Genomic DNA, 15740 nt, shown 5'->3' with positions numbered 1-15740 from the left:
AGTGGATCAAACCGGAAAAACCGGGGTGTCCACCGATCACCACGATGAACGACGAGGTACGGACTTCATGAACGACCACATCCACTCCGAGGGCTCGGGCGAGGAGCACGACCACGGAGAGCTTGGCGATGCCGAGTACGCGGAGTTCATGGAGCTCGCCGCGGAAGAGGGCTTCGACCTCGAGGACGTCGAGGGCGCCATCGAGGAGGCCGGCCACGGGCCGCTGCCCGTGCTCGCCGTCGTCGGACGGCCGAATGTCGGCAAGTCGACCCTCGTGAACCGCATCATCGGGCGCCGCGAGGCCGTCGTCGAGGACAAGCCCGGCGTCACCCGCGACCGCGTGAGCTACGAGGCGGAGTGGGCGGGCCGCCGCTTCAAGGTCGTCGACACCGGCGGCTGGGAGCAGGACGTCTTCGGCATCGACGCCTCCGTGGCCGCGCAGGCCGAGTTCGCGATCGAGGCCGCCGACGCAGTCGTGTTCGTCGTCGACGCCAAGGTGGGCGCCACCGACACCGACGAGGCCGTCGTACGACTGCTGCGCAAGGCCGGCAAGCCCGTGGTGCTGTGCGCCAACAAGGTGGACGGCCCCAGCGGCGAGGCGGACGCCTCGTACCTGTGGTCCCTCGGCCTCGGCGAGCCGCACCCGGTCTCCGCGCTGCACGGCCGTGGCACCGGCGACATGCTCGACGCCGTCCTGGAGGCGCTGCCCGAGGCGCCGCGCGAGGCGTTCGGCGGGGGCGGCATCGGCGGCCCGCGCCGTATCGCGCTGATCGGCCGCCCGAACGTCGGCAAGTCCTCCCTGCTCAACAAGGTGGCGGGCGAGGAGCGCGTCGTCGTCAACGAACTGGCCGGCACCACCCGTGACCCGGTCGACGAGCTCATCGAACTCGGCGGCGTGACCTGGAAGTTCGTCGACACGGCCGGCATCCGCAAGCGCGTCCACCTCCAGCAGGGCGCCGACTACTACGCCTCGCTGCGCACCGCCGCCGCCGTCGAGAAGGCCGAGGTGGCGGTCATCCTGATCGACGCCTCCGAGTCCATCTCGGTCCAGGACCAGCGCATCGTGACGATGGCCGTCGAGGCGGGCCGCGCGCTGGTCATCGCCTACAACAAGTGGGACACCCTCGACGAGGAGCGCCGCTACTACCTGGAGCGGGAGATCGAGACCGAGTTCGGCCAGGTCGCCTGGGCGCCCCGGGTGAACGTCTCGGCGCAGACCGGCCGCCACATGGAGAAGCTCGTTCCGGCGATCGAGACGGCCCTCGCGGGCTGGGAGACCCGGGTCCCGACCGGCCGGCTGAACGCCTTCCTCGGTGAGCTGGTCGCCGCCCACCCCCACCCGATCCGCGGCGGCAAGCAGCCCCGGATCCTGTTCGGTACCCAGGCGGGCACCAAGCCCCCGCGGTTCGTGCTCTTCGCCTCCGGCTTCATCGAGGCCGGCTACCGCCGCTTCATCGAGCGCCGGCTGCGCGAGGAGTTCAGCTTCGAGGGCACGCCGATCCACATCTCGGTGCGGGTGCGCGAGAAGCGCGGCAAGAAGAAGTAAGCGGACATGGAGGAAGGGGCGGCCCGCATCGGGCCGCCCCTTCCTCCATGTGCTCAGCCCCTGCGCGCCGGCGGCAGCGCGGCCGGGACGTGGTGCATGCCCGTGCCCTGCGGGCCGATGTGCCCGACCCGCTGCCACTGCGGCTGCTGACCGGTGCCGTGGCGGGCGCTGTGTGCCCCCGCGCTGTAGGCGCTGTACGAACTGCTGAACGACCCCGGGCGATGGCCGCCGTACGGACCCGTACCGCGCTGGATGTTCCCGAAGGCGATGAAGCCCAGGTCCTCCTCGCCACTGCGATCACCCGGCAGCGAGCGGAAGGACTTGACGTACTCGGCGTAGAGCGCGTCGTAGATCGGCGTGGGCGATGAGCCGCCCTGAAGGTGGGGAACGTCGTATGCATGCACGTATGTCCAAACGACCCGGCACCGGAAGAGATGCGGCCGGGTAACGCCGTAAAGGGGCGCGGGGAACCGCGCGACCGGCCACCTGTGACCCGTAGTCGCTGACCGTCGCACAGCTCCCGCTGAACAGGTGCTTCTCAGGTTCCGGCGAGAGGCAGCGCCGCCGCGACCAACTTCCCGTTCGCCGCCGCCTTGTCCAGCGCGTCCCGGAGCAGATCCTCCCTGGGCTGACGCCCGATGGACCCCACCGGCGCCGCGAACATCAGCACCTGCTGATGCTTGTTCGCGGCGGCCCGCCAGCCGTCCGTCACCAGCAGCGGCTGATGCGCCTGCCACCACGCGACCGGCTGCCCGCCGTTCGTGCCCGGCTGGAGCACCGCGTGCAGCTGTCCCATGGCCAGCAGCACCGACCACCCGTGCAGCACCGGCGGCACATCGGTCAGCTCGGTCGCCGGCATGAACCCCTGTTCGATGAGCAGCGGCAGGAAGTCGTCGCCGGCGCCCACCGCCCCGGGACGCACGATGGGCCCGGTCGGCTCGACGACGAGCGCCGGGTGCAACTCCCCGGCGATCAGCACCAGTCCGCTGGTCACGCCGAGCACGGCCTGCTCCGGCACGATCGACTCGGGCTCCAGGTCGACCCGGTCACCGGTGATGGACTTCACGGCGCCCTGCAGCTGCTCCTCGGTGACCTGGACGACCTGTGACGGCAGGCAGGTGGCGTGGGCGAAGGCGAGGACGGCGGTCTCGTCCCCGATGAACAGGACGGTGCTGGTGCGCTCCTGTTCGGAGTCGCCCGGGGTGCGGCAGGACGTGCAGTCGTAACTGCCGGGGGCGTTCTCCCCGGCGAGCAGCCGGTCGGCTTCCTCGTCGCCGATCTCGGCACGTACCTCGTCGCTGACATCGAGCATGCGCGGCACGGGTGGCTCCTCGGGATGTGGTGCGTGGCGGGGCCGGGTGGCTCCCGGCCCGTGAACCGGGCGGGTCCCGGGCTCATGAAGAAGACAACGGGCGATCTGTGGCGGGAGTCACGCACGACGGCGAACGGAATCGAACCATCCAACGCGCAGGGTCACCTTGCGTGCGGAATTGCCCACTCACCGTCAAGTCCTGGGAAATGGAAGGAAGTTGGTTGCGTGGGGTGTATCACAGATCGTCAGGGATGGTGGTCGACAAATCCGGAAATCAGCGAATGAAGTGGGTGGCCGAAAATCGCCGATACCGGAGGTAACGGCGAACTGGCCTGGCCTGACAAGGAGTTGGTTGATGTCGACCGGTCGAAGTCCCTACATTGCTCCGCCGTGTGCAACGAGCACCGCTCGGGTACGTCCGCCGACCGCACCAGCCAGCTTCACAGCACGACCTGTCGGCGGACGGGGCGAGCGCGGCTCACGCGCCTCATGGCGTGGTGAGCGGCGTTCCGCCTTGGGGGATCCCGGGTTCTTCGAGAGGGACCTACATGTCCGAATGTGCCGATAACACTCACGACAACGCTCGGAAGGCGCCGAAGGCTTCGAACGGAAGCCGGACTCGTACGACGGCGGTCCTCGCCGGGGCGGCACTGCTCGCCCCGCTCGGACTGCTGGCCGCTACAGGCAACGCCACAGCGGCGGACAGCGGAGTGTGGGACCGCATCGCACAGTGCGAGAGCGGCGGCAACTGGCACATCAGCACCGGCAACGGCTACTACGGCGGACTTCAGTTCTCCGCCTCCACCTGGCGCGCGTACGGCGGTACGGCCTACGCGCCGACGGCGGACCAGGCCACCAGGGCCCAGCAGATCGCCGTGGCCACCAAGGTCCAGCGCGCCCAGGGATGGGGCGCGTGGCCGACCTGTTCGGCCCGGGCCGGAGCGAACGGAAGCGCACCCGCGGCTTCCGCCGCCGGCTCGGCGCCCTCCTCCGGCAAGGCGGCCCCGTCGACCGCCAAGTCGGCCCCGTCGACTCCGTCGCAGACGCCGGAGCGCTCCTCGGGGCACACGAACCGCGACGCGTCTCGCGGCGACTACACCGTCCGCGCGGGCGACACGCTGAGCGGTATCGCCGCCCGGCACGGCACCACCTGGCGGCAGCTCCACGCCGCTAACAAGTCCGTCATCGGCGCCGATCCCAACCTGATCGTGCCCGGGCAGCGCCTCGAACTCTGAGCGCCGCCCTCGGGGCCCCGCCCGGTCCGCCGACCGGGTGGGGCACCTGCGGCCGTCGGACGCGCCGCACCGGTCGGCGGCAATGAGCTGCCTAGCGTGCTCATATGAAATACGCACCGCTCACGATCGCCCTCACCGCCGCCCTGTTGACCGCCGTCACCCCGGGCGCGTCGCACGCCACGTACGCACCTCAGGTGGCGGCTCCACATCCGGCCTCCGGCCCTCCACCCAAACCCGCGTCCCTGGCCTGTGCCAAGAGTCATTGGCCATGGGGCTGTGTCGCCAAGTGCGAGAGCGGCGGCAATTGGAAGATCAACACCGGCAACGGCCACTACGGCGGACTCCAGTTCTCGCAGCCGACCTGGGAGGGCTTCGGCGGGCGGAAGTACGCCCCGCGCGCGGATCTCGCCACCCGCAAGGAGCAGATCGCCATCGCCCGGAAAGTGGTGGCCGTGCAGGGCTGGGGAGCCTGGCCGAACTGCTCCAGGCGGTACGGGCTCAAGGGCCGTATGAAACTGGAGAAGCCCCGCGCCGACGTCACCAAGGACCGCCTGACCCCCGGCCTGCTGCTCATGCCGAGGGGCGCGGGCCGGTTGGGCGTGCGGCTGCCCGTCGCTCATATTCGCCCGCCTCTCCGCTGAACACGACAGCGCCCCGCCGCAGTTCGTGAACGACTGCCGCCCTGCCCCGCAGGACGGGCGGCAGTCGTTGCTCGGCGACGATCACGCACGCGTCGAGGCCGGCCAGCAACTCGTACGTACGGGCGGCGACCGTCGGCGACATGCCCTGCGCCGGTTCGTCCACGAGCACGACACGCGCGCGTGCCAGCAGAGCGCGGGAGAGCGCCAGCATGCGCTGTTCGCCGCCGGACAGCGTGCCGGCGCGGCGCGCGAGGAGGGACTCCAGCCGCGGGTAGGCGTCCAGGGCGCTGTCGTACGACGGGGCCGCGAGTTCGAGGTTCTCGCGGACGGTGAGGGAGCCGAAGACCGCCTGCCGCTCGGGGACCAGGCACAGTCCACGGCGGGCGCGCTCGTCGGCGGCCACCCGGGTCACGTCGACGCCGTCCCAGACCACCGTGCCGCCGGTCAGGCGCACCGTGCCCGCCAGCGCGCGCAGGGCTGTCGTACGGCCGGATCCGTTGCGTCCAAGCAGGACGGTGAGGCCGGGGCCCGCAGCGGCGATGGTGACGCCGTGGAGGGCCTCCAAGGGGCCGTAGCGCACGCGCGCGTGGCGCAGCGAGAGGGTCGTCATGCCGGGGTCTCCTGGGTGCCTGCCGCGTCGAGTACGCGGTCGGGTGGGCCGGAGGCGACGATGCGGCCCGCCGTCATGACGTGCACGGTGTCGGCGAGGTCGGCGACCAGATCGAGGTCGTGCTCGACGACGAGCAGGGCCATGCCGTCCGCGGCGAGGGCCTTCAGGACCCGGGTGAGCGCTCCGACTTCCGCCGTGTCGAGGCCGGCGGCGGGTTCGTCGAGCAGCAGGACGCGTGGGCCGCCCGCGAGGGCCCGGGCCAACTCGACACGCCGGAGTGTGCCGGTGGGGAGGCCGGCTGCGGGCAGGGAACGTACGGGGCCGTCCAGGGTGAGGAGTCTCAGGGCGCGTTCCACGGCTGACGGGTCCTGGACTCGTCCTTGCTCGGCGCCCACGCGGACGTTCTCGGCGACGGTCAGTGACGGGAAGACGGCCAGTTGCTGGAAGGTTCGGGCGATGCCGAGGCGGGTGCGGGCGTGGGCGGGGAGGTGGGTGATGTCGCGGGGGCCGAGCCTTACTTGTCCCTGTGCGGGGCGGTGGGTGCCGGCGAGGCAGTGGAACAAGGTCGTCTTTCCCGCGCCGTTGGGGCCGACGATCGCGGTGATGTGGCCGGGTGGGACGGTGAGGGTGATGTCTTCCAGGACGGTGAAATTGTCGTAGCGGGCCTGGAGGTGGTGGGTGGTGAGGGTGGGTGCGGGTGCGGGTGCGGGTGCGTGGGGGTGCACGCGGCCTTCGGCCGCGTTTGGGTTCCCATCCGCACCGCCCGTGCGGGTTTCGTCGTCGGGTGCGGGTGGCCCTTGTGGGGGCCGAACGCCGTCGGCGGCCGCGCGTGTCGTGGTCGATACGGTCACCCCCGCCAACGCAGGCCGGGGTCCGGCCTCCCCGCCCGTCGGGCGCAGGCGCCTGCGGACCTGCGTGCCCAGTTCCGTCAGCGTCGGCCGCCGTCGCAGCCTCCCCGCCGCCGTCCGAACCGCCTCGTACGGCCCCCCGGGGAACCGTCCCACCAGCACCGCCAGCACCCCGATCAGCGCAGCCGCCACGCCGCCCCGGGCGCCCGCGTCCAGGCCGACCAGGAGGGCCGCCGCTGCCAGGGCGCCCAGGGTGCTGTCGGCGCCCAGGACGACCACCGCGGCGAACCAGAGGAGGCCGCGGACGGGGTCGTAGGCGGCCGGGTCGAAGGCGCGCAGGCCCATGCCGAGCATGCCGCCGCCCAGGGCAGCGAGGGCGGCGCCCGAGACGAAGGCCAGGAGCTTGAGGGAGGGCACCTGGACGCCCGCCGCCGACGCCCCGGACTCGTGGTCGCGCATCGCCGCCAGGGCCCGTCCGGTGCGGCCCCGGCGCAGCAGCCAGGTCGCCAGCAGGGCCGCCGCGAGGAGGACGAGTTCCAGGACGTAGTACGCGCGGTCGCCCTCGAAGCCCGCCGGGCGGCCGAGGGACAGGCCCGAGATCGCGTACGGCTGGGCGAAGACGAAACGGCTCACACCGACGCCGACCGCGAAGGTGGCCAGGGCCAGAGCGAGGCCGCGGCGGCTGATCGCCGGCCAGCCCGTCAGGAGGCCCAGCGGGGCCACCAGGACGACCGCCAGCGCCAGTGCGGCGAGCTCCGGCAGGCGCGGCAGGCCAGGGAAGCGGCCCGCCGCCAGCAGGGCCGTGAACAGCGCGCCCAGGCCCGCGTAGGCCGCCTGCCCGAGCGAGATCTGGCCGCCGCGGCCCGTGACGACGACCAGGGACAGCAGCACCACGCCCAGCGCCGGCACCTGCACCGACGTATGCAGGTCCGAGCCCGCGAAGCCGAGAGGGAGCAGGAAGAGGACGATCGCCACGATCCAGGCGCCTGGAGGGGTCGGCACGCGCGCGGTGGCCGTGCGCGGGAGCGCGTCGCGCGTGCCGACGCTCGGCAGGGCCAGGGCCGCGATCAGCAGGGCCACAACGAAGAGGTTCGTGCTGACGGCCTGGAGCAGCGGGGCGCCCCAGCCCGAGGGGTGCAGGCGCGTCAGCTGGCTCTGGGCCACCCCGATGGCCAGCGCCGTCACCACCGCGACCGGCAGGCTGCGCATCCGCGCGACCACCGCGACCGCGACCACCTCCATGACCAGCAGCGGCAGGCCGTACGGGTCCAGGCGCACGTACGGCGCCAGCAGTACGCCCGTCAGGCCCGCCGTGAACGAGCCGAACGCCCAGCCCGCCGCCGCGACCCGGTCGGCGTCGATGCCCCCGAGGACCGCAAGTTGCCGGTCGTCGACCACGGCACGCAATTCGCGGCCGAAGCGCGTCCAGCGGATCACCGCGCCGACCCCGGCCGCCAGCAGCAGCGCCACCGCCAGCTGGCCCCAGGGGTCCGCCGACACCAGCTCCGGCGCGTCGTCGCGCGCCCCCTGGCCCCACAGCAGCGCCGCCCCGCCCACCAGCAGCACGAACACGCCGATGGACGCCACCAGGGTCTGCGCCGGATCGCTGCCCAGGACGGACAACGGCCGGAAGACGAACCGTTCCAGCAGCATCCCGATGCCGGGGGCCAGGATCAGCAGCGTCACCGTCGCGCCCGCCCACAGCGGCCAGCCCCACTCCACCACGCACTGGCGCAGCGCATACGCGCACACCATCGCGATCGCCCCGTGCGCGAAGTTCAGCACGCCGGTCGCGCGGTACGTCACGACCAGGCCGATCCCGGTGAGCGCGGCGGCGCTGCCGACCGACAGGCCGGCCAGCGTGAGGTCGTACGTGAGGGAGGACATCGGGGCGGACCTCAGGCGTCCGCTTCGGCGGGCTCACAGATCGGGCACGGGCCCAGCTCGCCGCTGCGGACCAGCTTCGCGTCGACGGGGACGGCCTCCACCTTCCCGGCGACCAGCGGGCAGTCCGCGCGGTGCCAGAGGGTGCCGCCGGGCACCATCAGCAGGTCCCCGCTGACCGCCAGGGGCGCCGTGGCGTCCTGCCCGGACTCATCGGCGTCGGCGGGCTCCGCGGCCACCAGAAGGCCGTACAGCTCGTCCACGCGCGCGGAGGCGAGTGCGCCCCGGCCGTGGGTCAGCAGCACAGAACCGGCGATGATCAGCGCGGCGCCGGGCACCGTGCAGGACGCGAGATACGGCAGCTGACGCTCGGCGAACCGCTCGCCGGAGACGCCGTACCAGCCGATGACGCACAGCACGGCGCCGGCCGCGAGCGCGGCCCAGCCGGCCCACAGCACGGGGTGCACGGTCCGCAGTCGGGCTGTCCGCATCGCCGGCTCCCACACGTCGGGTCCTGGTGCATGCGCATCCGGTTTCGGTGCCCGTGCACCGGCTTTCCGCGCATGTGCCTGTCCATGTCAGCCAATGGCTTGCACTATGCCTCCTGCAAGCTGACCCTGAAAGCACCGGGCGCACACGGCCCGGATCGACACCCGGTGGTGAGCCAGATGGTTCTCGGGAGCGACCTCAGGCGCCGCGGCGCACGCAGGGGACGGGGGACGGTGCTGGCGGCCGCCCTGCTCCTCTTCCTCGCCCCGGCCCTCGTGGCGTGCAGCGACGACGAGGGAGGCGGCGGCAACGAGACACCGCCGACACCGACCGTCGAGCAGACCGAGCAGTCACCGGCCGCGACGGCGCCCGCCGACGCGGGGGCGGCCGAGACGGAGATCAAGCAGAACTGGCAGAAGTTCTTCGACCCGAAGACCACCACGGAGGACAAGCAGACCGTCCTGGAGAACGGCGAGCAGATGGCGCCGGTCCTCCAGGCCTTCAGCGGTGACGAGCGCGGCGGGCAGGTTCAGGCGCAGGTCTCCAAGATCGAGTTCACCTCGCCGACCGAGGCGAACGTGACGTACGACCTGACCCTCAAGGGCGCGACCGCCCTGCCGAACGCCTCCGGGACCGCGGTCGAACAGGACGGCACCTGGAAGGTGTCCGCCAAGACCCTGTGCGCGCTGGTCCAGTTGAGCGGCAATGGGTCACCGATCCCTGGGTGCTGAGGCGGCGATTGCCGTGCTGCTGCTGACTCTGAGTACGGCGTGCGGCAGCAGGCTGCCGGAGAGCGACTTCGAGCACCGCGAACGGGGCACACCCTCGCAGCCGGCCGCGCAGGGCACCCCGATCCGCGTCGGCGTCATCACCAGCGCCACCAGCCCCGTCGGCGGCGACGCCTTCACCGGCCCGCGCGACGGCGCCAAGGCGTACTTCGACCGCCTCAACGCGCGCGGCGGCATCGACGGCCGCCGGGTCGAGGTGCGCGAGTGCGACGACGGCGGCAGCGGCGTCGGCAACAACGAATGCGTGCACGAGCTGATCGAGGAGGACAAGGTCGTCGCGCTGGTCGCCACCACCGCCCTGGACTACGCGGGCGCCTCACGCGTCTCACGCGCGCGCGTGCCCGATATCGGCGGCCAGCCGATCGGGGCCGCCTACGACACCTGGCCGCACCTGTACGGCATCTACGGCAGCCTCGCGCCCCGCGACGGCACCACCGGCTGGGACGGCAAGCAGTACGGCGGAACGGAGGTCTACCGCTACTTCAAACGCGAGCACGGCGCCCGTACGGCCGCCGTCGTCTCCTACAACCAGCCCGCGTCCGCCGCCTACGCCCGGCTCGTCGAGCGGGGGTTGAAGGCCGAGGGCTACAAGGTGGTCACCGAGCAGGTCGACTTCGCGCTGCCCAACTTCCGTGCGGTGGCGGCCGACCTGAAGGAACAGGGCGCCGACCTCGTCTTCGACGCCATCGACACGCACGGCAACGCCCGGCTGTGCGAGGCGATGGACGACGTCGGCGCCGAGGTCACCGCCAAGGTCACGAACGTACAGAACTGGACGTCCACCGTCGCCGAGGACTACAAGGACTCCCCGCGCTGCCGTAACGCCCTGTGGGCGACCGGCTCGTCCCGCAACTTCGAGGACACCGACCGGGACGCCGTACGGGAGTTCCGGGACGCCTCGTTGGGCCTTGAGACCCACTCCCAGTGGCAGCTGGAGGGCTGGGCCGCGGCGATGTGGTTCACGGACGCGGCGAAGGCGTGCGCCGGACAGGGCGTCACACGCGCGTGCGTCGACGACCACATGAACCGCAGCCAGGGATACACCGCCGACGGCCTGCTGATTCCGGTCAGGTTCGAGAGGCTGCCCGAGCCGCCGAAGAGCCGCCGGACCTGTCTGTCGGTGGCGCGCTGGGAGGACGGCCGGGGCTGGGTGTCGCAGTCAGACATGAACGACACGTGCTTCGAGGTGCCGCAGCTGTCGTACCAGCCGTGAGGCGCAACCAAAAGGCCGTACCGCCGGTCCAACCTCCAACCGACACAGCACAGAGCCGAGGGAGGAACCGCAGCGCATGACGCCCGTGCCGCAGGCCGCACCACTGCGCGCCGACTGCATCGCTGATTCGGCCGGTGGACTGACCTTCGACGTCACCGCCGCCGGGTCCACCGAGGCGGCTCACCTCGTCCTGCGCCACCGCGAGGGCCGCGAGGAGGTCACCCTGCCCCTGGCCCCGGCCACGACGGGCCGCCTGCGCGCCGCTCTGCCCAGCAGCGTGTCCCTGCCGGAGGGCCACTGGGACGCGTACGCAAGCGTCACGGAGGAGGAATCGGACCATCGTCTGGCGCCGGGTGCCATGGACGTGCACCCCTCCGCCTCCCGGGTCCCGTACGAGACCCGGCAAGGAAACCTGAGCGTCGAATGCCGGGTACCGGCAACCCGCTTAGGGGGGCGGGCAGCTGGGCGATCAGCCACCATGGACCCGCACCCGCCCACGAAACCCGCGTTCCCGAGCCATTAGGCGCCCCATGCTGGACACCTCCGCAAGACTCCTGCGGCTGCTCTCCCTCCTCCAGGCCCACCGCGAATGGTCCGGCCCCGAACTCGCCGGTCGGCTCGGTGTCACCCCGCGCACGATCCGCCGCGACGTCGACCGCCTGCGCGAGCTGGGCTACCCGGTCAACGCCAGCCCCGGCACCGGAGGCGGCTACCAACTGGGCGCCGGCGCCGAACTGCCACCCCTGCTGCTGGACGACGACGAGGCCGTCGCCGTCGCCGTCGGCCTGCGCACCGCCGCCGGCCAGGGCATCGAAGGCATCGGCGAGACCTCGGTGCGGGCCCTCGCCAAGCTGGAGCAGGTCCTGCCGAACCGGCTGCGCCGCCGCGTCGGCGCCCTCAACGCCTACACGGTGCCGATGCTGCGCGGCCCCCAGCCCTCCACCGTGGACCCGGCCGTCCTCACCGAGCTCGCCCACCTCTGCCGGGACGCCGAGCGCCTGCGCTTCGAGTACCGCAACCACGACGGCGCCCCCACCCGCCGCAGCGTCGAACCGCACCGCCTCGTGTGCAGCGAGCGCCGCTGGTACCTGGTCGCCTGGGACCTCGACCGCGACGACTGGCGGACGTTCCGCGTCGACCGCATCACGCCCAGGCCGCCGCACGGCCCGCGCTTCGCCCCGCGCACCCCGCCCGCCGAGGACCTCGCCGCGTATGTCTCCCAGGGCGTCTCCACGCGCGCGTACGCCTCACACGCCGTCATCCGGCTGCTGGTTCCCCTGTCCGAGGCCGCCGAACGCGTCTCGCCCTCCGCGGGCACGCTGGAGGCCGACGGGGAGGGCGCCTGCATTCTGCGCACCGGGGCCGCCGGCCTCGACGTGATGGTGCTGCACGTGATGATGATCGGCTTCGAGTTCGAGGTGCTGGAGCCGGACGGGCTGACCGAGACGATCAGTCAGGCCCGGGACCTGCTGTCCCGGGCGCTGGAGCGCGGGACTCCTCGAGCTCCGTCTGCTCGGGGTGATGCAGGTCGAACGCCGGGGACTCCGAGCGGATCCTCGGCAGCGTCGTGAAGTTGTGCCGCGGGGGCGGGCAGGAGGTCGCCCACTCCAGGGAGCGGCCGTAGCCCCAGGGGTCGTCGACCTCGACCTTCTTGCCGTACTTGGCGGTCTTCCAGACGTTGTAGAGGAACGGCAGGGTCGACAGGCCGAGCACGAACGCGCCGATCGTCGAGACCGTGTTGAGAGTCGTGAAGCCGTCGGCCGCCAGATAGTCGGCGTACCGGCGCGGCATGCCCTCCGCGCCCAGCCAGTGCTGCACCAGGAACGTGGTGTGGAAGCCGACGAACAGCGTCCAGAAGTGGATCTTGCCGAGTCTTTCGTCGAGCATCTTCCCGGTGAACTTGGGCCACCAGAAGTGGAAGCCGGCGAAGATCGCGAAGACGACCGTGCCGAAGACGACGTAGTGGAAGTGGGCGACCACGAAGTACGAGTCGGAGACGTGGAAGTCCATCGGCGGCGACGCCAGGATCACCCCGGTCAGACCGCCGAACAGGAACGTCACCAGGAAGCCGGTCGCCCACAGCATCGGGGTCTCGAAGGACAGCGAGCCCTTGATCATGGTCCCGGTCCAGTTGAAGAACTTCACGCCCGTCGGGACGGCGATCAGGAAGCTCAGGAAGGAGAAGAAGGGCAGCAGCACCGCGCCCGTGACGAACATGTGGTGCGCCCACACCACGACCGACAGACCGGTGATCGCCATCGTCGCTCCGATCAGCGTCAGATAGCCGAAGATCGGCTTGCGGCTGAAGACCGGGATGATCTCCGAGATGATGCCGAAGAACGGCAGCGCGATGATGTACACCTCGGGATGGCCGAAGAACCAGAACAGGTGCTGCCACAGCAGCGCCCCGCCGTTGGCCGCCTCGAACACCACCGAGCCGAACCTCCGGTCCGCCTCCAGCACCAGCAGGGCCGCCGCGAGCACCGGGAACGCCATCAGGATCAGGATCGACGTGAAGAGCGTGTTCCAGGTGAAGATCGGCATCCGGAACATCGTCATGCCGGGGGCGCGCATCCCGATGATCGTGGTGATGAAGTTGACCGCGCCGAGGATCGTGCCGAAGCCGGCCAGCGCCAGGCCCATGATCCACAGGTCGGGGCCGATGCCGGGCGAGCGCTCCAGGCTGTTGAGCGGGGCGTAGGCGAACCAGCCGAAGGCGGCCGGCCCGTCCGGCACGATCAGCGAGCCCATCACGATCAGACCGCCGAACAGGAACAGCCAGTACGAGAACATGTTCAGCCGCGGGAAGGCGACGTCCGGGGCGCCGATCTGCAGCGGCATCAGCTCGTTGGCGAAGCCCGCGAAGGACGGGGTCGCGAACAGCAGCAGCATGATCGTGCCGTGCAGGGTGAACATCTGGTTGAACTGCTCGTTGCTCACCAACTGCATCCCGGGCCGGGCCAGTTCGGCCCGCATCAGCATCGCCATCACACCGCCGGCCAGGAAGAACACGAACGACGTGATCAGGTAGAGATGGCCGATCTTCTTGTGGTCGGTGGTGGTCAGCCAGTCGACGACCACACGGCCGCCCGGCTGGAGGCTGCGCATGGGCCGTGTCGTCGCCTGTGCGGTCTGCGTCCCCATCGCTCGCTCGCCCCTTCGCTCGTCGCGTCCCGGGCCCGCTGAAGCCCGCGTCGCACGCGCCGACGCGAGCTCACGCCATGATGCTCGCGTCGGCGGCGCTCCGACAGAGGGCGTACGGAGGTCCTGTGGTGGAACCATGTACTTTCTGTGCGGCGCCGGCTCCCGTGACCCGCGCGGAAACGGGGAGAAAAAGAGTCCGCGGGCAGTTCCTCGGGAACTTTTCCGCCGCGCTATCGGAGAGGGCGGCGCGACACGCGGGAATTACGATCGAATGCCTGCAGAAGGCCCAGAGAATCCCTCGTCCGTGTGACGGTCCGTCAATGTGGAAGTGACCGAAACGCATGTCGTGATTCTGTGACAAAAGCGTGACCCGAGAGGGACGTGTGCCCCCGGATGGCCGCTTCAAAGGATCCCGGTCGGATCTGGCCCGATCCCTCGGCGAGGCCCTAGCGTTGGCTGCATGGCACCCATTCCGAAACCCCCCGCAGAACCCCAGGACAACCCGGACGCGTACGTCGGTCTCGCCGCCGAGGGGGCTGAGCGACTCGCCCGTGACCGTGGGTGGTCGACGGTGCGTTCGCTGCCGCCGGGGGCGATCATCACCATGGAGTACCGCGTGGGCCGGCTGAACTTCGAGGTGAAGGACGGCCAGGTGACGCGGGCCTGGAAGGGCTGACACACGGCGACGGCCCCGGTTCCTGTGGAGGAGCCGGGGCCGTCGCCGTGCGGGTGGTCGTGTGTACCGAACCCGCGCTGCGGGGGCGGGTCAGCCGCCGGTGAGGGGGCGGGCCGCCTGGGGCCCGCCGCCTCGGGTGATGCGGTCCGTGTGCGGCGGGCGGCGGGTGCCGGCCGGGGTGACCGGCGTGCGCTCCGCACGGGCCGTGTGGGGGCCCGGCGCCAGGTAGACGGGTGCGCGCGGGGAGCGGGCCGGGGACGACGCCTCGCGTGCCGCGGCCTCGTCGTCGACGGCCGTGGGGCGCGGCTTGAGCTGCACCGGGGCTCCGACCGGGGCGGGCGCCAGCGGAAGGGAGCCGGCCCGGCGTGCCCGCCAGTGGTCGCGCAGGTCGAAGAGCCAGGTCTCGGCGCGGGCGATCAGCGGCTCGAACCACGGCAGGGCGAGCAGGATCAGCAGACCGGCGGCCCAGCCGAGCAGCACGTCGCTCAGCCAGTGCGTACCGAGGTACACGGTGGACAGACCCACGCCCAGCGAGGTCACCGCGGACAGGGCCGACAGCCAGCGGCGCGCTCTCGGGGTCGAGGCCAGATAGGCCAGGATTCCCCAGGTCACCACGGCGTTGGCGGTGTGGCCGCTGGGAAATATATCGCCGCCCAGGCCCATCTCACTCGACCCGATGGTGGTCGCGTAGTGCGGGCCGAGGCGGCCCATGCCGAGCTTGGCGGCACCGACGGTGATGTTCAGCAGCAGCAGCGAGACGCCGAGCGCGAGCAGCGGACGCAGCGTGTGCTGGCGCCAGGAGCGCCAGCCCAGCCAGGCCGCGACCATCACGGCGGTCGGGCCGCGCTGGCCGAGCACCACGTAGTAGTCGACGAACGCGTGGATCTCCGCCCACTGCTGGTAGGGGCGGAAGAACATGACCTGCCAGTCGAGCCGGACGAGCCACGAGGTGATGACGACGGCCCACACGATGGCCCCGTAGAAGGCCAGGGTCGCGGAGAACAGCACGATCCTGTGCCGGGTCATCCGCGGCACATCGATGTGGGCCGGGCGTTCCGGTTCCCGGTCCAGCCTGGCGAAGACCCGGTCCAGACGGGTCAGCTTTCGTTCGGTACACACCCAATCGACGTTACAGCGAGTGAGCGCAGTTCAAGGGCGAATCCACGGCTTTGTGATGACGATGTGATGTGGGATTCCTCTCAGGAGGGGGTTTATTTCCAAGGAATCCGCAATCAACGCGGGCTGCACCCTTCAATTCCTTTGATCATTCTGTTCGTTCGTTTTTCACTGCTTATGAATTCGTTCACCGAATCCTTGGGTGGAATTCTCCTGGAGATCACCGGTCCGGGTCGGT

14 protein-coding genes and 1 pseudogene are annotated in these 15740 nt (G+C 71.1%); 8 read left to right on the top strand and 7 right to left on the bottom strand.

Annotated features, from left to right (window positions below; genetic code table 11):
• Positions 1-67: 67 nt before the first annotated feature.
• A complete protein-coding gene (gene der / locus OG254_RS11015) occupies positions 68-1546 on the top strand; it encodes a ribosome biogenesis GTPase Der (RefSeq protein WP_405580058.1) in 1479 nt (492 codons plus the stop codon).
• A 53-nt stretch (positions 1547-1599) separates the two neighbouring features.
• On the opposite strand, the gene OG254_RS11010 is transcribed toward der, so the two are convergent.
• Positions 1600-1950, bottom strand: a complete 351-nt coding sequence (locus tag OG254_RS11010) for a hypothetical protein (RefSeq protein WP_147996894.1) — start codon at positions 1948-1950, stop codon at positions 1600-1602.
• Between the two features lie 134 nt (positions 1951-2084).
• Positions 2085-2867, bottom strand: a complete 783-nt coding sequence (locus OG254_RS11005) for a hypothetical protein (RefSeq protein WP_351201118.1) — start codon at positions 2865-2867, stop codon at positions 2085-2087.
• Between the two features lie 539 nt (positions 2868-3406).
• Here OG254_RS11005 and OG254_RS11000 point away from each other — a divergent pair.
• Together OG254_RS11000 and OG254_RS10995 are read left to right on the top strand one after the other, a co-directional pair.
• Positions 3407-4093, top strand: coding sequence for a transglycosylase family protein (locus OG254_RS11000; protein ID WP_405580055.1), 687 nt, complete (start codon positions 3407-3409; stop codon positions 4091-4093).
• 104 nt (positions 4094-4197) lie between these two features.
• Positions 4198-4734: a transglycosylase family protein gene (locus OG254_RS10995; protein WP_405580052.1), complete on the top strand. Its 537-nt coding sequence runs from the start codon at positions 4198-4200 to the stop codon at positions 4732-4734.
• Here the strand turns inward: OG254_RS10995 and OG254_RS10990 are convergent.
• Genes OG254_RS10990 through OG254_RS10980 form a run of 3 tightly spaced genes read right to left on the bottom strand, consistent with a single transcriptional unit; the run spans position 4664 to position 8567 of the window.
• Entirely contained in the window at positions 4664-5344 is a 681-nt protein-coding gene (locus OG254_RS10990; protein ID WP_405580050.1) for an ATP-binding cassette domain-containing protein, read from the bottom strand. The two genes, OG254_RS10995 and OG254_RS10990, sit on opposite strands and share 71 nt — an antisense overlap.
• Positions 5341-8079, bottom strand: coding sequence for an ABC transporter permease subunit (locus OG254_RS10985; RefSeq protein WP_405580048.1), 2739 nt, complete (start codon positions 8077-8079; stop codon positions 5341-5343). Before OG254_RS10985 ends, OG254_RS10990 begins: the two co-directional genes overlap by 4 nt.
• An 11-nt stretch (positions 8080-8090) precedes the next feature.
• Positions 8091-8567 (bottom strand): hypothetical protein, encoded by a 477-nt coding sequence (locus OG254_RS10980; protein WP_405580046.1) that lies wholly within the window; start codon positions 8565-8567, stop codon positions 8091-8093.
• A gap of 177 nt (positions 8568-8744) precedes the next feature.
• On the opposite strand from OG254_RS10980, the gene OG254_RS10975 reads away from it, so the two are divergent.
• The 4 genes from OG254_RS10975 to OG254_RS10960 all read left to right on the top strand — a co-directional run bounded on the left by OG254_RS10975 (position 8745) and on the right by OG254_RS10960 (position 12137).
• Positions 8745-9296, top strand: coding sequence for a hypothetical protein (locus OG254_RS10975; RefSeq protein ID WP_405580044.1), 552 nt, complete (start codon positions 8745-8747; stop codon positions 9294-9296).
• Positions 9271-10566: an ABC transporter substrate-binding protein gene (locus tag OG254_RS10970; protein ID WP_405580041.1), complete on the top strand. Its 1296-nt coding sequence runs from the start codon at positions 9271-9273 to the stop codon at positions 10564-10566. Before OG254_RS10975 ends, OG254_RS10970 begins: the two co-directional genes overlap by 26 nt.
• A 76-nt stretch (positions 10567-10642) precedes the next feature.
• Positions 10643-11089: a hypothetical protein gene (locus OG254_RS10965; RefSeq protein WP_405580039.1), complete on the top strand. Its 447-nt coding sequence runs from the start codon at positions 10643-10645 to the stop codon at positions 11087-11089.
• Between the two features lie 7 nt (positions 11090-11096).
• Positions 11097-12137, top strand: coding sequence for a helix-turn-helix transcriptional regulator (locus OG254_RS10960; RefSeq protein WP_405580036.1), 1041 nt, complete (start codon positions 11097-11099; stop codon positions 12135-12137).
• Here the strand turns inward: OG254_RS10960 and ctaD are convergent.
• A pseudogene (gene ctaD, locus OG254_RS10955) lies at positions 12025-13710 on the bottom strand (cytochrome c oxidase subunit I); the annotation flags it as partial. The gene OG254_RS10960 and the pseudogene ctaD sit on opposite strands and share 113 nt — an antisense overlap.
• Before the next feature lie 460 nt (positions 13711-14170).
• Here ctaD and OG254_RS10950 point away from each other — a divergent pair.
• Positions 14171-14386, top strand: coding sequence for an I78 family peptidase inhibitor (locus OG254_RS10950; RefSeq protein ID WP_351201136.1), 216 nt, complete (start codon positions 14171-14173; stop codon positions 14384-14386).
• A gap of 90 nt (positions 14387-14476) precedes the next feature.
• Here OG254_RS10950 and OG254_RS10945 read toward each other — a convergent pair whose 3' ends face one another.
• Positions 14477-15505 (bottom strand): phosphatase PAP2 family protein, encoded by a 1029-nt coding sequence (locus tag OG254_RS10945; RefSeq protein WP_351199375.1) that lies wholly within the window; start codon positions 15503-15505, stop codon positions 14477-14479.
• Positions 15506-15740 lie beyond the last annotated feature (235 nt).

The organism is Streptomyces sp. NBC_01092, assembly GCF_045039535.1.
GTDB lineage: Bacteria > Actinomycetota > Actinomycetes > Streptomycetales > Streptomycetaceae > Streptomyces.
Note: the sequence above shows the minus strand (reverse complement) of the source record. Positions and strands in the feature narration are given on the sequence as shown.

Bases quoted from the DNA above. Each gene is read 5' to 3' on its own strand.
- der (WP_405580058.1), top strand. From the start codon at position 68: ATGAACGACCACATCCACTCCGAGGGCTCGGGCGAGGAGCACGACCAC.
- OG254_RS11000 (WP_405580055.1), top strand. From the start codon at position 3,407: ATGTCCGAATGTGCCGATAACACTCACGACAACGCTCGGAAGGCGCCG.
- OG254_RS10995 (WP_405580052.1), top strand. From the start codon at position 4,198: ATGAAATACGCACCGCTCACGATCGCCCTCACCGCCGCCCTGTTGACC.
- OG254_RS10990 (WP_405580050.1), bottom strand. From the start codon at position 5,344: ATGACGACCCTCTCGCTGCGCCACGCGCGCGTGCGCTACGGCCCCTTG.
- OG254_RS10985 (WP_405580048.1), bottom strand. From the start codon at position 8,079: ATGTCCTCCCTCACGTACGACCTCACGCTGGCCGGCCTGTCGGTCGGC.
- OG254_RS10980 (WP_405580046.1), bottom strand. From the start codon at position 8,567: ATGCGGACAGCCCGACTGCGGACCGTGCACCCCGTGCTGTGGGCCGGC.
- OG254_RS10975 (WP_405580044.1), top strand. From the start codon at position 8,745: ATGGTTCTCGGGAGCGACCTCAGGCGCCGCGGCGCACGCAGGGGACGG.
- OG254_RS10970 (WP_405580041.1), top strand. From the start codon at position 9,271: ATGGGTCACCGATCCCTGGGTGCTGAGGCGGCGATTGCCGTGCTGCTG.
- OG254_RS10965 (WP_405580039.1), top strand. From the start codon at position 10,643: ATGACGCCCGTGCCGCAGGCCGCACCACTGCGCGCCGACTGCATCGCT.
- OG254_RS10960 (WP_405580036.1), top strand. From the start codon at position 11,097: ATGCTGGACACCTCCGCAAGACTCCTGCGGCTGCTCTCCCTCCTCCAG.
- OG254_RS10950 (WP_351201136.1), top strand. From the start codon at position 14,171: ATGGCACCCATTCCGAAACCCCCCGCAGAACCCCAGGACAACCCGGAC.